The 15,352-nt window shown below is 54.0% G+C and carries 14 protein-coding genes; 9 read left to right on the top strand and 5 right to left on the bottom strand.

Annotation, left to right across the window (positions count from 1 at the left end):
* Nucleotides 1-53 precede the first annotated feature (53 nt).
* On the top strand, nucleotides 54-635 hold the full coding sequence (locus K5Y30_RS02825; protein WP_222210447.1) for a TetR/AcrR family transcriptional regulator: 582 nt from the start codon (nucleotides 54-56) through the stop codon (nucleotides 633-635).
* A gap of 2 nt (nucleotides 636-637) precedes the next feature.
* On the opposite strand, the gene K5Y30_RS02820 is transcribed toward K5Y30_RS02825, so the two are convergent.
* A complete protein-coding gene (locus tag K5Y30_RS02820) occupies nucleotides 638-1,201 on the bottom strand; it encodes a TetR/AcrR family transcriptional regulator (RefSeq protein WP_222210446.1) in 564 nt (187 codons plus the stop codon).
* 204 nt (nucleotides 1,202-1,405) lie between these two features.
* Between K5Y30_RS02820 and K5Y30_RS02815 the strand changes: the two genes are divergently transcribed.
* Entirely contained in the window at nucleotides 1,406-2,077 is a 672-nt protein-coding gene (locus tag K5Y30_RS02815; RefSeq protein WP_222210445.1) for a pirin family protein, read from the top strand.
* A gap of 105 nt (nucleotides 2,078-2,182) precedes the next feature.
* A complete protein-coding gene (locus K5Y30_RS02810; protein ID WP_192411866.1) occupies nucleotides 2,183-2,899 on the top strand; it encodes a GntR family transcriptional regulator in 717 nt (238 codons plus the stop codon).
* Between the two features lies 1 nt (nucleotide 2,900).
* Here the strand turns inward: K5Y30_RS02810 and K5Y30_RS02805 are convergent, their stop codons facing one another.
* Nucleotides 2,901-4,100 carry an enolase C-terminal domain-like protein gene (locus tag K5Y30_RS02805; protein WP_222210444.1) on the bottom strand — a complete coding sequence of 400 codons (1,200 nt, stop codon included), beginning with the start codon at nucleotides 4,098-4,100 and terminating at the stop codon, nucleotides 2,901-2,903.
* A 304-nt stretch (nucleotides 4,101-4,404) separates the two neighbouring features.
* Here K5Y30_RS02805 and K5Y30_RS02800 point away from each other — a divergent pair, with 304 nt between their 5' ends.
* Nucleotides 4,405-5,796 (top strand): PTS transporter subunit EIIC, encoded by a 1,392-nt coding sequence (locus K5Y30_RS02800; protein WP_222210443.1) that lies wholly within the window; start codon nucleotides 4,405-4,407, stop codon nucleotides 5,794-5,796.
* Between the two features lie 96 nt (nucleotides 5,797-5,892).
* Here K5Y30_RS02800 and K5Y30_RS02795 read toward each other — a convergent pair whose 3' ends face one another.
* Nucleotides 5,893-6,909 carry a lipoate--protein ligase A gene (locus K5Y30_RS02795; protein ID WP_222210442.1) on the bottom strand — a complete coding sequence of 339 codons (1,017 nt, stop codon included), beginning with the start codon at nucleotides 6,907-6,909 and terminating at the stop codon, nucleotides 5,893-5,895.
* Nucleotides 6,910-7,113: 204 nt separating this feature from the next.
* Here K5Y30_RS02795 and K5Y30_RS02790 point away from each other — a divergent pair, with 204 nt between their 5' ends.
* The 3 genes from K5Y30_RS02790 to K5Y30_RS02780 all read left to right on the top strand — a co-directional run bounded on the left by K5Y30_RS02790 (nucleotide 7,114) and on the right by K5Y30_RS02780 (nucleotide 9,278).
* Nucleotides 7,114-7,794 (top strand): type 1 glutamine amidotransferase domain-containing protein, encoded by a 681-nt coding sequence (locus tag K5Y30_RS02790; RefSeq protein WP_179451778.1) that lies wholly within the window; start codon nucleotides 7,114-7,116, stop codon nucleotides 7,792-7,794.
* 68 nt (nucleotides 7,795-7,862) lie between these two features.
* Nucleotides 7,863-8,618: an alpha/beta fold hydrolase gene (locus K5Y30_RS02785; protein ID WP_222210441.1), complete on the top strand. Its 756-nt coding sequence runs from the start codon at nucleotides 7,863-7,865 to the stop codon at nucleotides 8,616-8,618.
* Nucleotides 8,619-8,672: 54 nt separating this feature from the next.
* Nucleotides 8,673-9,278 (top strand): TetR/AcrR family transcriptional regulator, encoded by a 606-nt coding sequence (locus tag K5Y30_RS02780; RefSeq protein WP_137385767.1) that lies wholly within the window; start codon nucleotides 8,673-8,675, stop codon nucleotides 9,276-9,278.
* Nucleotides 9,279-9,343: 65 nt separating this feature from the next.
* Here K5Y30_RS02780 and tkt read toward each other — a convergent pair whose 3' ends face one another.
* Both tkt and K5Y30_RS02770 read right to left on the bottom strand, forming a co-directional pair.
* Complete coding sequence (tkt, locus tag K5Y30_RS02775; protein WP_222210440.1) at nucleotides 9,344-11,335, bottom strand: transketolase; 1,992 nt, start codon at nucleotides 11,333-11,335, stop codon at nucleotides 9,344-9,346.
* A gap of 29 nt (nucleotides 11,336-11,364) precedes the next feature.
* The gene (locus tag K5Y30_RS02770) at nucleotides 11,365-11,823 is read right to left on the bottom strand and encodes an RpiB/LacA/LacB family sugar-phosphate isomerase (RefSeq protein WP_101764432.1); all 459 of its coding nucleotides are present in this window, start codon (nucleotides 11,821-11,823) and stop codon (nucleotides 11,365-11,367) included.
* Between the two features lie 446 nt (nucleotides 11,824-12,269).
* On the opposite strand from K5Y30_RS02770, the gene K5Y30_RS02765 reads away from it, so the two are divergent.
* Together K5Y30_RS02765 and K5Y30_RS02760 are read left to right on the top strand one after the other, a co-directional pair.
* Nucleotides 12,270-13,604, top strand: a complete 1,335-nt coding sequence (locus K5Y30_RS02765; RefSeq protein ID WP_222210439.1) for an MFS transporter — start codon at nucleotides 12,270-12,272, stop codon at nucleotides 13,602-13,604.
* A 1-nt stretch (nucleotide 13,605) separates the two neighbouring features.
* On the top strand, nucleotides 13,606-15,351 hold the full coding sequence (locus tag K5Y30_RS02760; RefSeq protein ID WP_222210438.1) for a dihydroxyacetone kinase family protein: 1,746 nt from the start codon (nucleotides 13,606-13,608) through the stop codon (nucleotides 15,349-15,351).
* Nucleotide 15,352: the final 1 nt, after the last annotated feature.

The raw sequence follows: 15,352 nt of genomic DNA, 5'->3' as shown, positions 1-15,352 counted from the left end.
CGCATCGCGTATGATGACGGGATTAAAACGATACATTCTTTTTCGGAGCCAATGTGAGTCACTCTGAACATGACGATTTTCTCTTACAGCGCCAGCAGCAGGTTATTTCTGCAGCGAAAGTCTGTTTTAGTCGCTCCGGATTTCATGGCGCCAGCATGGCGGATATTAGCCGCGAATCAGCGTTAGGGGCAGGGCAAATATATCGTTACTTTAGCAGTAAAGAGCTTATTGTGACGGAAACAATAAAAAGCATCGCGCAGAACTGGCGCCAGTTTTTAGTACAATATTTACCCGCGCAACAATCGACTCAGGATATTATCAACGCTGATTCGCCATTCTGGCAGCATTGGCCGAGTCAGGACCGGAAATTATTACTGGAAATGTATTCTGAGGCGTCGCGTAATGAATCGGTGCGCACCATTCTGGCCCAGCAGGAGCAATTATTACTTGCTGAGTTAGAGGCTGTTTTTCGCGCGCAACAACCTGAAAGCGAGCCAACACTGCACGCCAATCGCATTCAATTTTTATTGCTGCTGGTGGATGGCGTTGCCTGTCGCGCCTTTGGCGATAGCGACCTCGATCACAATGAAATGCAGCGGGTCAACGGCATTCTTAGCCAGCATCTGTTCGGCTGAGTTTACACTGCACTGTGCGGATAGACATCACTCACCACCGCATTGAAAAACGGCATAAATCCCGGCGCCATATCGCGCTGCTTCATGCAGCGGCGAATAATAATGCCGTCAATAATTAGCGACATCACATATAAGCGGGTGTGAATGGCATTGGCATCCTGCTCGGGGTGCAGCGCCTGCTCCTGAGCAATAAAATTATTTTTAAGCTCATGCCAGGCATTGAGCATGATTTGTTGGATGCGATTATTACGCGTGGCTTCAGATGACACTTCCATCAGCAGAATAATACTGTTTTCCACTGCCGCCGGCACAATATCTTCCGCTTCGTGATAATGTCCTTTCATATGCGCGATACGTTCAAAGTCAGCATTGAGTAGCGTGATCATCCGCTGCACTACATTGGTGACTAATGCCTCAATGATCGCCTCTTTGTTTTTATAGTATTTATAAATTAAACCAATGCTGACGTCGGCCTGGTTAGCAATATTCTGAATCGATGTCTGGTGAAAGCCTTTCAGCCGCATGCATTGCTCGGCGGCGGCAAGAATCTGTTCGCTTCGGTTCATGATTATTACACTCACAGAATAAAGCGGCTATTTTACGCAATTAAAGCTGTACTGGCGATGAATAAAAACATTAACCCAACCTTATTATTTCGGCGCTTTAGCGTTGTTCAGTTTTTTTGATTTAAGCGAGCAGTTTTGTCTGCTGTTCATGATTTTTCAGCCCACTATGATGGTGGACAGAAAAAATCATCAAGGAATAACATCATGAACATCCTGCGCGCCCAACGCGATCAGCTGTTTGAATATGGTCCTTTCACCATTCGCCGTCAGCGTCCTGGTGAAGCGTTTGGACCGCTGGCGATTGTCGACCAAATGACGCTGCAACTGGATGCCACTATCCCGCTGCATTCTCATCAGGATAGCGAGATTTTCAGCTACGTTTGGCGCGGTTCGCTGCTGCACAGCACCGAGCAGGGTGAAACGCACTCCCTTAACGCCAAACGCGCGCTGCTGCTAAATGCCGGCAGCGGGATACGCTTTGCCGAGTCTGCGCCTTTTATCGAAACCGAAATGCTGCAGGCTACTATTCGCCCAGCAAAAACCGGCGGTGAACCGCAGGTCAATACCTTTACCCGTGTGGACGGTGCGGCAGCAAACGCATGGACGTTACTGGCAGGGCCGCACGGCAGCGAGGCGCCACTGCCACTGAATCAGGCGGTATATATTTATGACCTGAAACTGGAACGCGGCCAACAGGTGGATGTGCCACAGCGTGCAGGCTATTCCAGCTGGATTACCGTGCTGGACGGCATTGTGCGTATCGATAATGAACGGTTGCACAAGGGCGATTCCGTGAGCGATAGCGCGCCATTGCCCGCGCTGACGGGAGAAAGGGATGCAACACTAATCGCCTTTCTGGTGCAGGAAGGGATGTAGGGTCGCCATTTATGGCGACCTCTGCCCATTGATGCGTACCTAACCCTTCCTCCTCATAACATCGTGTTATCATCTGCGAACACCACACAGGAGGAGGGTAATCCAATGAAAAAGAAAGAGTTCGTTACCCAGGATTTGCTGAGCAAGATCTATCAGGAAGATACCTCCGCGCCACGCAAATTACCGCCTGAACGCCAGCTGGCCGAAGAGTATGGCGTATCGCGTTTCACTATCCGCCAGGCGCTGGAGAAACTGGTGAGTATCGGCGCGGTACGTATCGTGCAGGGATCAGGTATCTGGATTAATGAAACGGTGCGTAATAACCCGCTGGTTTATAATTCGATCACCGAAAAGCGCTTTGATCAGATGCATTACCGCTCACTCAGCCTGCGTAAAAGGCGCCCCGATAGTGATGAGCAACAGATATTTGCCATTAACGACAACGCCTTTATCTGGGAGTTTTCCCGACTGCGCTATGTCGATAATGTGGCAGTACAAATTGAAATATCGCGTATGCCCGCAACCTTATTTACCGATCTCAACGGTGAGGTTATTGAGCGCTCGATACAGCAATATGTGTTGTCCAAAGGCTACCAAATCTCACATTTACTCACCAGCTATCGCGCGATTAGCGTTAATCGCGAACAGGCGACGCTACTGGGTTGTAAAAAAGGCAGTCCGGCGATGCACATTATTAATCGTGGTATTTTGCAGGGCGGGCAGGTGTATGAAATCAGCGACATCGTTGATATTCATTACACCTGCACCTATCTGATTCCGCATAACCCGGATAATCTGCGTTTCCGCCAGCAACAGCGTTAACTTATGGCGTGTGCATGGTGCCGTCTGGCAGGCGACTCTGCGTCCATTCATGCGGACGATAAACCACCGGATATTTTTCCGCTAACGCCTGATCAAAGCCGACGCCAATACCTGATGCTTGCGGCGGATAGAGATAGCCATTTTTAATTTCCGGCGCGCCAGGGAAAATGGCATCCGTCAGCGTTGAGCGTGGAATAAATTCCTGTATCGCAGCATTGTGCAGGTGAATATTCAGATGTGTATTAACCGCCACGCCAATCGGCGTCATATCGCCCGGTCCGTGCCATGCCAGTCGCACACCAAATGCCTGACACAGTGCAGCCAGTTTCAGCGCCGGCGTAATACCACCAATCTGCGAGACGTGACAACGAATAAAGTCGATGCGACGATTGACAATTAACTCGTGCCATTCTGCGGGATTATTAAATAATTCGCCTAACGCTAACGGCACCGCGCTTTGCTGACGCAACTGCGCTAGCCAGCCAGTTTGTGCGGGTGGGAGCACATCCTCAAGGAAGTAGGGCATATACGGCTCAAGCTGTTTTACCAGCTGAATGGCCTGCTGCGGGAATAAGCGCTCATGCACGTCATGCAGTATTTCAAAACAGTGACCGTATTTCTCCCGCAACGCGCGGAACATCTCGACCGTATTCGTCATGTACTCTTGCTGCGAGTAGTAAGCGCCGGAGGTGCTATTTTCCGGTGCGTGGAGTTCTTTCGGCGTTCCGCCGTAAAAGCCCAGCTGACAGCGGATATGGCGATAGCCTTTCTCTAAGGCGTTATCAACGGAGGTATAAAGTTCCTCCAGCGTTTCACCGCTGGCATGGGTGTAAGCTGCAATCGCATCGCGCGCTTTGCCGCCCCAAAGCTGATACAAAGGCATATCGGCTAACTGCGATTTAATATCCCACAGCGCCATATCCACGCCCGAAATGGCATTGTTGGTCACCGGCCCGTTACGCCAATAGGCATTAACGTTCATCATCTGCCACAGGTCTTCAATATTGTTGGCATCGCGTCCAACTAATAGCGGCACCAGATACTCATCCACCATGGTTTTTACCGCCAAAGGACGCTGTTGAAAGGTGGCGCAGCCGTGACCGATAATCCCTTTATTGGTGGTGACGCGTACGGTAATAAGGTTATGGCGATCGGGGCGGGTAATAAAACACTCAATACTTTCAATAAGAGTTGGGGTCACGTGAAATACTCCTGTGGCGTAGTGACTGCGCTCAATTTCAAGGCCTGTAGATAAGCTATTTTGGCGTATCATTACCGGGTTTTTATTGAGACGCAAACCCTTTTTCAGCCAATAAATATTGGTCAGTAAAAAAGAGTATTTATCGCGATAAAAACAGACCAATTTACTATTTTAAAACTTAATATCCCTGTTGCAGCGGGTTTTGTGATAGCAGTCATGATTTATTGGTTTGTTTTGTCGAGCGTTATTTATTACCATCCAGTGCAGATTTCATCAGGCTGTTTTTCTTCCCTCAGGAGCACGTATGGGAACGCAGGAAGTAATAAAAAATATAATCCACTTAGTGGGTGGTAAGAATAATATCAATAAAGTCTGGCATTGCATGACGCGTCTGCGCTTTGACCTTATTGATGACAATAAAGTTAACCAGAGCGAAATTAAAACCTTGCCCGGCGTATTGGGCGCGCAAATGCAGAGTGAACAATTCCAGATTATTATCGGGCCCAAGGTCAATAGCTGGTATGAGCAAATCGTTCCGGCGTTAAATAACGATGGCGTTCAGCCCGCGCAAAACGAGAAAGCGCGCAAAAGCCTGATATCGCTGTTTATGGATACCGTTTCGGGCGTATTTGGCCCGATTGTTCCCGCCATTGCTGGCGCCGGGATGATCAAAGGTTTGCTAGCCGGATTGGTGGCGTTACAGCTGGTTTCGGCCAAAAGCGATACGGTGATGGTGATTGATTTAATCGCCAGCGGCGTGTTCTATTTCCTGCCGTTCTTTTTAGCGGTCTCTGCCGCCAAAATATTTAAAACCAACGAGTATTTAGCTGCAGCCGTGGCGGCGTGTTTAATGTATCCCTCTTTAATCGATGCGGCAAAATCGCTGGCGGCGCATCAGGAGGGCGCAGTAAGCGCGTTTTGGCTGATGGGCGTGCTGCCGGTTTCGGTATTTAATTATGCTTCCAGCGTTATCCCGGTCATCTTCTCTATTCTGGCTCTCAGCTATATCCATCGCGGGGTGGATCGTATTATGCCGGAAGTATTGAAAACCGTATTTACCCCAACCTTAACGCTGTTCCTGGCGGCATTAACCGCGCTGGTGGTAATTGGCCCGATGGGAATTTGGCTCGGCAAAGGTCTGGCGCTGTTTATTGAGGGCTTATTCAGTATTTCAGCAAGCTTTGCTGGCTTGATTGTCGGCGCCATTCGTCCGGTGGCGGTGCTGACCGGCATGCATCACGCGATGACACCGATTGCGCTACAGAACTTTAGCGATCGCGGTTATGACATGTTGATGCCGATGATGTTTATGGCAAATATGTCGATTGCCGGTGCAACGTTTGCTATCTGGAAATTAAGTAAAAATCGTCAGGACAAGGTGGTCACGCTTTCAGCCGCGATTTCAGCGTTATTAGGCATCACGGAACCGGCGCTGTTTGGCGTATTAACGCGCTACAAAAAAGCCTTTATCGCGGCAACGGTTTCCAGTGCACTGGCTTCAGCCTTTATCGGTTTCTTTGGCGTGCGTTTATACGGCTACATTCTTTCCAGTATATTTAGTCTGCCGGCCTATATTGGCCCGTACTTTATCTGGGCCGTTTCCGGCGTCGCCATTGCGCTTGTTTTGTCATTCAGTCTGACGTTGATGTTAGTAGGCAAAGAACCTGATTTAGTTATTCAGGCAGAGAATAAGTAATAAATTGCCTATGCAACCAGGTGCGAATGAATGCGCACCCTACGAAAACCCCGCCAAACAAATGTAGGGTCGCCATTTATGGCGACCAATTTACACTTAGCTCACACTCGCTACCAGCCAGCTTTCCAGCTGGCTCAGCTCATTCATCTGCTGCGGATATTCCGTTTTCAACTGCGCCAATTGCGCCAATAGGGTTTCAGGCCGATATACCGCGCCCTGCAGACGTAATGCCAGCGCTTCTAATGGCGAAGGGTTCAGACTGTCGGTGAAAATCTGGCAGCGTGAAATCACGCCGCGCTCCACATCAAAGTGGATCTCAACGCCGCCCCAGACAAAGCGCTCATTGAGCAGGTGCGAGAAATCCGGTGCGTTACCAAAATTCCATTCCCAGCTGCTTAGCCGCGCAAACTGCTCTTCAAAACCAGGCAAATCAGGCAGTGCGGCGGGGGAAATATGCTCCGGCTCGCACTCTTCCTGGTAGTAATCGAAATAAGCGGCAATCACCTCATGGCAGATCGCATCAAAGCTGATACCCGGCACCAAATCGACAATGTTGGCCACGCGCGATCGCACCGAGGTAATGCCTTTCGCCTGTAACTTTTTAATGTCTGGATTGAGGTAATCGGCGAGACGCGACAGATCGGCATTCATCAAAAAGGTGCCGTGATGAAAGCCGCGATCCGGCGTTTCACGATAGGCAGATCCCGAAATTTTGCGTACTTCACCCTCCACATTTACCACGATATCGTTGCGACCCGAGGCTTCAGCCGGAATGCCGAGCTGTTCCAGCGCGCGCAGAATAATCGCCGTGGAGACCGATTTATCGTATTCCGGTTTGCCGGCCATAAAGGTGAAGCAGCAGTTGCCCAGATCGTGAAACACCGCGCCGCCACCGCTGCTGCGTCGTGCCAGCTTGATGCCGTCTTCCGCCATGCGCCGCGTGTTGCACTCTTTCCACGGATTCTGGGCGCGACCGATAACCACGGTTTCGGCATTCTGCCAGAGAAACAGCACGCGCTGCGTTGTCGGCATCTGGCGGAAAATACACTCTTCAACCGCGAGGTTAAACCAGGGATCGTGTGAGTCAGAAATTAGCAAACGTAGGGTGGACATTATTCCTCCAGTTCCGTGAGAAAGGGCAAACCGGGACAGAGTACGCTGAAGCGGATCGAAAGGTAAGAAACAGCAGCGCATTTCATTTCAGTAAAAAAATGAATTAATCTCTAGACGACTGGTCTATTAGCTGTTACTTTGAATTCAAGCGCTAGACGACTGGTCTAGTTTAGAAGTTTAAACCCAGCAAGCAGGAGATTGATGATGAAAATTCTTATGGTTTTAACCTCACACGACCAATTAGGTAACACCGGACGTAAAACCGGTTTCTGGCTGGAAGAGCTGGCCGCGCCTTACTACGCCTTCAAAGATGCTGGCGCAGAAATCACGCTGGCGTCACCGAAAGGCGGCAACCCGCCGTTAGATCCTAAAAGCAATGAACCCGATTTCCAGACTGAGCAAACGCATCGCTTTGAAGCGGATGCAGCAGCAACCGCACAACTCGCCGCCACCGTGCGTCTGGACAGCGTATCGCCAGCCGATTTCGACGCGGTGTTTTACCCAGGCGGTCACGGTCCGCTGTGGGATTTAGCAGAAGATCAGCATTCAATCGCGCTGATTGAAGGCTTCCTGGCCGCCAATAAGCACGTTGCACTGGTGTGTCATGCGCCGGGCGTACTGCGTCACGTCAAAACACCGGAGGGAAAACCGCTGGTAGCAGGCCGTAAAGTCACCGGCTTTACCAATAGCGAAGAGGAAGCGGTCGGCCTGACTCAGGTGGTGCCTTTCCTGGTGGAAGACGAGCTGATTGCGAAGGGCGGTCTGTATTCGAAAGGTGCGGACTGGAGTTCCTATGTCGTCAGCGATGGTTTGCTGATTACCGGACAAAACCCAACGTCTTCAGCAGAGACGGCGCAACAGTTGATTAAGCAACTGGCGCAATAAACGCATCGGGAGGCGAACCGCTGTCCGCCTCCCTTGTTCTGCATCGTGAAAATTGTGGAGAGAAAATCATGTTTAAAAAATCATTAACCACGTTAGCGTTAGGCGCAGTTCTGTCGATATATGCGCAGGCTTCACTGGCTGAGCCGGTGAAAAACATTGTGCTGGTTCACGGTGCGTTTGTGGATGGCTCGGGCTGGAATCCGGTGGCGCGCATTCTCGATAAAGCCGGTTATAAAGTGTCGATTGTGCAGGAACCGCAAACTTCGCTGGCCGATGATGCGGCGGCTACCCGACGCGTTCTGGCGCTGCAGCAGGGCAAATCGCTGCTGGTCGGACACAGTTATGGCGGCATGATTATCAGCGATGCGGGTAACGATCCCTCAGTTGCCGGCCTGGTGTACATCGCCGCGTTCCAGCCGGAGCAAGGGGATTCGCTGCTCAGTCTGGCGAAAAAATATCCGCCTGCCGCGCAATCTATCGCTGAAACGCCTGACCATTATCTCTATTTGAAACCGGAAAAATTCCACGCTGATTTTGCCGCAGATCTGCCTGTTAAACAGACCGATTTGCTGGCGCGTTCTCAGGTGATGCCTGCCGTCGCGGCCTTTGCTGCACCGGCCGGTGCGCCAGCCTGGAAAACCAAACCCAGCTGGGCGGTGGTGGCAACCGAAGATCGCGCGATCAATCCGCAACTGGAACGCTTTATGGCGCAACGTGCGCACAGCAGCGTGACGGAGTTAAAAGGAAATCATGCGATTTACGCCTCACAGCCTAAAGAGATTGCGGCGGTGATCGAGAAAGCGGCACGCAGCTTATCGCAGTAGTAAACGCATGTTCAGCACCTAGACGACTGGTCTAGTATTTGGTAATCTAACGCTATGACGACTACATCCCAATTGCATAGCAATGAAATCCGCGATCACATCCTTGCCACTGGCCAACGCATTATGGCCGGCAAGGGTTTTTCGGCTGTCGGATTAAATGAAATCCTCACCGATGCCGGTGTGCCAAAAGGCTCGTTCTATCACTACTTCAGCTCGAAAGAGGCTTTTGGGGTGGATATGCTGGCGCGCTATTTCGATGATTATCTGGCTGAACTTGACGCGACTTTGAGCCAGCCGGGCCTGACGATGGCGCAGCGGCTGATGAACTACTGGCAGCTGTGGCGTGAATCGCAATCGTTCTCCGATTGTCAGGGCAAGTGTTTGGCGGTGAAGCTGGGCGCGGAAGTTGCCGATCTCTCGGATAGCATGCGCGGCACGCTACAGACCGGCACGGCCGGCATTATCGCGCGACTGGCGGATGCGTTAGAAGCGGGTATTGAGGAAGGTTCGCTGTCTATCGATGATAAACCGAGCCGTGTGGCGGAAAGCCTGTATCAGCTGTGGGTGGGCGCCAGCGTGATGGTGAAAATCGTGCGCAATACCGGGCCGTTTGATTCCGCCATGAGCATGACGCAAAAGATCATTCGTATCACCGCTTAGTAAAAAGGGCGACTCAACAGAGCTGCCCTTGATTTTGTCAGGTTGCCATTAATGGCTACCTGAAATCAAAAAACCGATTTCGCCGTATTAACCACGTTCTCAACCGTAAAACCAAACTCCTTGAACAGCTGATCCGCAGGCGCTGACTCACCGAAGCTGGTCATGCCGACGATCGCGCCGTTCAGGCCGGTGTATTTGAACCAGTAATCCGCGATACCCGCTTCAATCGCCACGCGTGCGGCAACCGCTTTCGGCAGCACGGATTCACGGTACGCCGCGTCCTGCTTGTCGAAGGCGTCGGTGGATGGCATGGAAACCACGCGCACCTTGCGGCCTTCGGCCGTCAGCTGATCAAACGCCGCCACCGCCAGTTCCACTTCTGAACCGGTGGCGATCAGGATCAGCTCTGGCGTGCCGTTGCTGTCCTTCAGCACGTAACCGCCGCGCGCCACGTTGGCCAGCTGCTCAGCGCTACGATCCTGCTGCGCCAGGTTCTGACGCGAGAAGATCAGCGCCGATGGGCCGTCAACGCGTTCAATGGCATATTTCCACGCCACCGCCGATTCAACCTGGTCGCACGGGCGCCACAGGCTCATGTTTGGCGTTACGCGCAGGCTGGCCATCTGCTCAACCGGCTGGTGCGTCGGGCCATCTTCGCCCAGACCAATCGAGTCGTGGGTGTAGACCATGATCTGACGGATTTTCATCAGCGCGGCCATGCGGGCGGCGTTGCGCGCGTACTCGACGAACATCAGGAAGGTGGCGGTGTACGGCAGGAAGCCGCCGTGCAGCGCGATACCGTTGGCGATGGCGGTCATACCGAACTCGCGCACGCCGTAATGGATGTAGTTGCCCGCCGCGTCTTCATTGATTGGCTTCGAGCCGGACCACATGGTGAGGTTGCTCGGCGCGAGGTCAGCGGAGCCGCCCAGATACTCCGGCAGGATTTTGCCAAAGGCTTCGATGGCGTTCTGCGAGGCTTTACGGCTGGCAATTTTCGCCGGACTGGCCTGCAGCTGCTCGATAAATTTCTGCGACTCGCTGGCCCAGTTCGCCGGCAGCTCATTGTTCACGCGACGTTTGAACTCGGCAGCCAGCTCCGGATGCGCGGCGGCGTAGGCGGCAAACTTCTGGTCCCATGCGGACTCTTTCGCCTGGCCGGCTTCTTTGGCATCCCACTGCGCGTAGATGTCTGAAGGGATTTCAAACGGACCGTGGTTCCAGCCCAGCTGCTTGCGGGTCAGCGCGATTTCATCGGCACCCAGCGGCGCGCCGTGCGAGTCGTGCGTACCGGCTTTATTCGGCGAACCGAAGCCAATCACGGTTTTGCACATCAGCAGCGAAGGCTTGTCGGAAACCGCTTTGGCTTCTTCCACCGCTTTTTTAATCGCGTCCGCATCGTGACCGTCCACGCCGCGCACCACGTGCCAGCCGTACGCTTCGAAGCGTACGGCGGTGTCGTCGGTGAACCAGCCGTCAACGTGACCGTCGATGGAGATGCCGTTGTCATCGTAGAAGGCAACCAGTTTGCCCAGCTTCAGGGTACCGGCGATGGAGCAGACTTCGTGTGAGATGCCTTCCATCATGCAGCCGTCGCCCATAAACACGTAGGTGTTATGGTCTACGATGTCATGGCCCGGACGGTTGAACTGCGCCGCCAGCGTGCGCTCGGCAATGGCAAAACCCACTGCGTTGGCGATGCCCTGACCCAGCGGGCCGGTGGTGGTTTCAACGCCTGCGGTATAACCGTATTCCGGGTGCCCCGGCGTTTTAGAGTGCAGCTGACGAAAATTTTTTAATTCGCTGAGCGGCAAATCGTAACCGCTCAGGTGCAACAGGCTGTAAATCAGCATTGAGCCGTGACCGTTCGATAAAACGAAGCGGTCGCGGTTAGCCCAGTTGGGATTGCGTGGATTGTGCTGCAAAAAGTCGAGCCACAACACTTCAGCAATGTCCGCCATGCCCATCGGGGCGCCCGGATGTCCCGAATTGGCTTGTTGTACGCCATCCATGCTTAAAGCGCGGATGGCGTTGGCTCTTTCCCGGCGTGTAGACATAAGGTTCTCCAGAGGTGCGACGTCGGCGCTTATTTAGCGTGGGATACTTGTTCGTAGTAACCGATCTTGTCTACTTTGGCGGTTGAGCCGCCACCTTCAAATTCCGATGCCAGCCAGGCATTCACGATGTTCTTCGCCAGCTCAGGCCCGATGACGCGCGCGCCCATGGTCATGATCTGCGCGTTGTTGCTCTTGCGAGCACGCTCAGCAGAGAAGGTGTCATGACACTGCGCCGCGCGCACGCCTTCCACCTTGTTGGCGACAATCGCCACGCCGATGCCGGTGCCGCACAGCAGAATGCCGCGCTCAAATTCGTTCTTCTGGATAGCGGTGGCGAGCGCAAATGCCACATCCGGATACATCGGACGGTCGTTTTGCGCGTCATTGGTGTAATCCGTCACCACATACTCTTTCTCTTCCAGCAGCTTTTTAATCACATTTTTCAATTCGATAGCCGCATCATCGGCGCCAATTGCGATAGTTTTCATCGTCGTTCTCCAGCAGGGTGTGCAATGACGCCTGCACGTTTGTTCAGCAGGCGAGAAGATGTTCATGGTTAGCCTGCCACAAATACTATCATATGTTCAATGGTTGTTCATATGAATTACCGTCAGCATCGTGCCTGAATACCTCACTGAGCCCTTTGAAACCGCCTGTGCGGCGGCGAATGGGCGTAACAATCCGATAAGTTGACCAAAATCAAATCTTATGCGGCTGCTCACACTTTCGCGTGTTGCAGTTGAGAGATGCACAATTATCCGTGTAGTGTTCATATGTTCGCATGACTATACCAATGTACAAGAAGACCCATCGAGGACTCGAACATGTGTCATTTACACCGTACCTCTCAGTACTCCTGCAGCCAGCGCCTCTTTGGCGTTTGGTCAACACCACATAAAGAAATGATCACTCACGCACGTCGTGGAGGTGCGTTATGAACCAACCAACAATGACGGCGGTGGAGCAATCCACCATCAGAAAAATCTCCTGGCGCTTAGTGCCGTTCGTGGCGCTGATGTTCTTTATCAACTTCCTCGATCGCACCGCGATTTCGTTTGCCGGCCCCAACGGCATGACGCAAGACCTTGGCCTCACCGCACTGCAGTTTGGCCTGGCGTCGGGCATCTTTTTTATTGGCTACATCCTGCTGGAAGTGCCAAGCAACCTGGCGCTGCATAAGTTCGGCGCGCGTCGCTGGCTGGCGCGCATCATGATCAGCTGGGGCATTGTCTCGCTACTGTTTACCTGGGTGAGCAGTGTGGAAGGCTTGTATACGCTGCGTCTGCTGCTGGGTATCGCCGAAGCCGGCTTCTTCCCAGGCGCGATTCTCTATCTCAGCATGTGGGTGCCGGGACGTCATCGCAGCAAAATCCTGTCGCTGTTCTATCTTGCCCAGCCGCTAACGGTGGTGTTCGGTGCGCCATTAGCCGCGTCCCTGATTCAGCAGCACGGCCTGTTCGGCATGGAAGGCTGGCGCGTGATGTTTATGGGCGTGTCGATTCCCGCGATTCTGATTGGTATCGTCGCGCTGTTCTGGTTGGTGGATTCGCCGCGTCAGGCCAAGTGGCTGACCGCCGAAGAGAAAACCTGGCTGACCACCGAACTGGAAGCCGAGCATCAACAGAAGCAGGGCCATCAAAAACACAGCCTGCGCTCGGTGATGGGCAACGGCCGCGTCTGGATGCTGTGCCTGATTTACTTCGGCTTTATTTATGGCCTGTATGCGCTGGCGTTCTTCCTGCCAACCATCATCGCGGGCTTCCAGCAGCAGTTCGGTACCACCTTTAACGTGATGCAGAAAGGGCTGATTACCGGCGTGCCGTATCTGATTGCGGCGGTGGTGATGTTCTTCTGGTCGAAAGATGCCACGCGTCGCGGCTGCAAAACCTGGCATATCGCCATTCCGGCGCTGGCAGGCGGTATCAGCGTCCCGCTGGCGCTGTATATGGATTCGCCGTTCACCACCATTATGGTGATTGCGATTACCGCCAGCTCCATCTTCGCTGCACTGCCGAACTTCTGGACCTTACCAACGCAGTTCCTGACCGGCGCGTCTGCCGCCGCAGCCATTGCCTTGATCAATACCTTAGGAAACGTAGCGGGTTTCTCCGCGGGCTACATCACAGGCGCGCTGCATGACGCCACCAACAGCTACGCCTTGCCGATGTTTGTGGTGGGTGGATTCATGCTGCTGTCAGCGTTCCTCATGCTGTTACTTAATCGCCGTCGCTCGCCGTCTCAGCCGACCTCTTTAGCTCAGGAGCATTAATATGACGTACCTGTTTAACCAACCTTCAGCCTTTGCCGCTGAGCTTATCGAAGGCTTTGTCGCCGCCAACGCCGATAAAGTCCGTCAGGTCGCCGGAGGCGTGGTGCGCAGCACCCGCAGCCAGCCGAATACGGTGGCGGTGATTGTGGGCGGTGGGTCCGGTCACTATCCGGCGTTCGCCGGGTTGGTTGGACAAGGTCTGGCACACGGCGCGGCGATGGGTAACTTATTCGCTTCGCCGTCGGCGCAGCAGATCTACAACGTAGCGCGTGCGGCCCATAACGGCGCGGGCGTGTTGCTGATGTTCGGTAACTACGCCGGGGATGTGCTGCACTTCGGCCAGGCGTGCGAGCGTCTGCGGGCGGAAGGCATCGCCTGCGAAGTGCTGGCGGTGACCGACGATATCTCCAGCGCGGGTAAAGATGAGCTGGAGAAGCGTCGCGGTGTGGCTGGCGATCTCTGTGTGTTCAAAGCCGCCTGCGCCGCGGCTGAAGCGGGTCACGATTTATCACAGGTCCTGCAGCTGGCACAGCACGCGAATCAACGCACGCGTACCTTTGGCGTGGCGTTTTCCGGTTGCAGCCTGCCGGGCGCTTCGCATCCGCTGTTCGAAGTGGAAAAAGGGCGCATGGCGCTGGGACTGGGCATTCACGGCGAGCCGGGGATCAAAGAGACCGACATGCCGAGTGCGGATGAGCTGGCCGAGATCTTCGTGGAGCGCTTGCTCAATGAACTGCCAGCCGATATCCCGCAAGCTGACGGTCAGCGCGTGGCGGTGATCCTCAACGGTCTGGGCTCGGTGAAATACGAAGAGCTGTTTGTTGTCTATCGTCGCGTCGCGCAACTGCTGGAGGCCGCCAACCTGCAGGTGGTTGAGCCGGACGTCGGTGAGTTTGTCACCAGCTTCAATATGGCCGGTGCGTCACTGACGCTGATGTGGCTGGACGATCAGCTGGAAACCTTGTGGCACGCGCCGACTAATACGCCAGCGTACCGCAAAGGCAGCGTATTGGTGGCCGAACCGTTAAGCGCCGCTGAGCGCGTTGAAAGCACGGAAGAAGCCTTGCCAGCAGCCACCGCGGAATCGCAAGAGAGCGCGAAGCGCGTGCTGCAGCTGCTCGAATCCGTGGCGGAAATGTTACAGCGTAACGCTGAGCGCCTTGGCGATATCGATGCGGTGGCCGGTGACGGCGATCACGGTATCGGCATGGAGCGCGGCGTGCTGGGCGCGGTTGAGAAAGCGCGTGAAGTCGCTGCGCGCGGTGCCGGGGCGGGCAGCTTGCTGTGCCGCGCGGCAGATGCCTGGGCGGATAAAGCGGGTGGCACGTCCGGCGCGTTGTGGGGCGTGGCGCTCACTGCATTGGGTACCGCGCTTGGCGATCGTCAGACACCAGATGCACAGCGTGTGGCCACCGGCGTACGTGAAGCGAAAGAAGGCATTATGCACTTTGGTAAAGCGCGCGTTGGCGATAAAACCATGGTGGATGTGCTGGTGCCGTTCAGCGACAGCCTGAATGAGGCGGTTGCCGCCGGTGCGTCGTTAACGGACGCCTGGCTGAAGGCGGCGCAGGTGGCTGATAAAGCTGCGCAGGACACCGCGCAGCTGGTGCCAAAAATGGGGCGAGCGCGTCCGCTGGCAGAAAAAAGCGTTGGCACGCCGGATGCCGGAGCCATTTCGCTGGCATTAATCGTCAATACCGTCGGCGATCTGCTAAAAGAACACAGTGCCTCTGAACAAGGAGCTTGAA

Origin of the sequence: Pantoea sp. DY-5, from assembly GCF_019795955.1 — a bacterium.
In the GTDB taxonomy this organism is placed as follows: domain Bacteria; phylum Pseudomonadota; class Gammaproteobacteria; order Enterobacterales; family Enterobacteriaceae; genus Pantoea; species Pantoea leporis.
This window is presented reverse-complemented; position numbering and strand designations above follow the sequence as displayed.

Coding starts and splice junctions, on each gene's coding strand:
- K5Y30_RS02820 (WP_222210446.1), bottom strand. CDS start 1,201: ATGAACCGAAGCGAACAGATTCTTGCCGCCGCCGAGCAATGCATGCGG.
- K5Y30_RS02815 (WP_222210445.1), top strand. CDS start 1,406: ATGAACATCCTGCGCGCCCAACGCGATCAGCTGTTTGAATATGGTCCT.
- K5Y30_RS02810 (WP_192411866.1), top strand. CDS start 2,183: ATGAAAAAGAAAGAGTTCGTTACCCAGGATTTGCTGAGCAAGATCTAT.
- K5Y30_RS02800 (WP_222210443.1), top strand. CDS start 4,405: ATGGGAACGCAGGAAGTAATAAAAAATATAATCCACTTAGTGGGTGGT.
- K5Y30_RS02795 (WP_222210442.1), bottom strand. CDS start 6,909: ATGTCCACCCTACGTTTGCTAATTTCTGACTCACACGATCCCTGGTTT.
- K5Y30_RS02790 (WP_179451778.1), top strand. CDS start 7,114: ATGAAAATTCTTATGGTTTTAACCTCACACGACCAATTAGGTAACACC.
- K5Y30_RS02785 (WP_222210441.1), top strand. CDS start 7,863: ATGTTTAAAAAATCATTAACCACGTTAGCGTTAGGCGCAGTTCTGTCG.
- K5Y30_RS02780 (WP_137385767.1), top strand. CDS start 8,673: ATGACGACTACATCCCAATTGCATAGCAATGAAATCCGCGATCACATC.
- tkt (WP_222210440.1), bottom strand. CDS start 11,335: ATGTCTACACGCCGGGAAAGAGCCAACGCCATCCGCGCTTTAAGCATG.
- K5Y30_RS02770 (WP_101764432.1), bottom strand. CDS start 11,823: ATGAAAACTATCGCAATTGGCGCCGATGATGCGGCTATCGAATTGAAA.
- K5Y30_RS02765 (WP_222210439.1), top strand. CDS start 12,270: ATGAACCAACCAACAATGACGGCGGTGGAGCAATCCACCATCAGAAAA.
- K5Y30_RS02760 (WP_222210438.1), top strand. CDS start 13,606: ATGACGTACCTGTTTAACCAACCTTCAGCCTTTGCCGCTGAGCTTATC.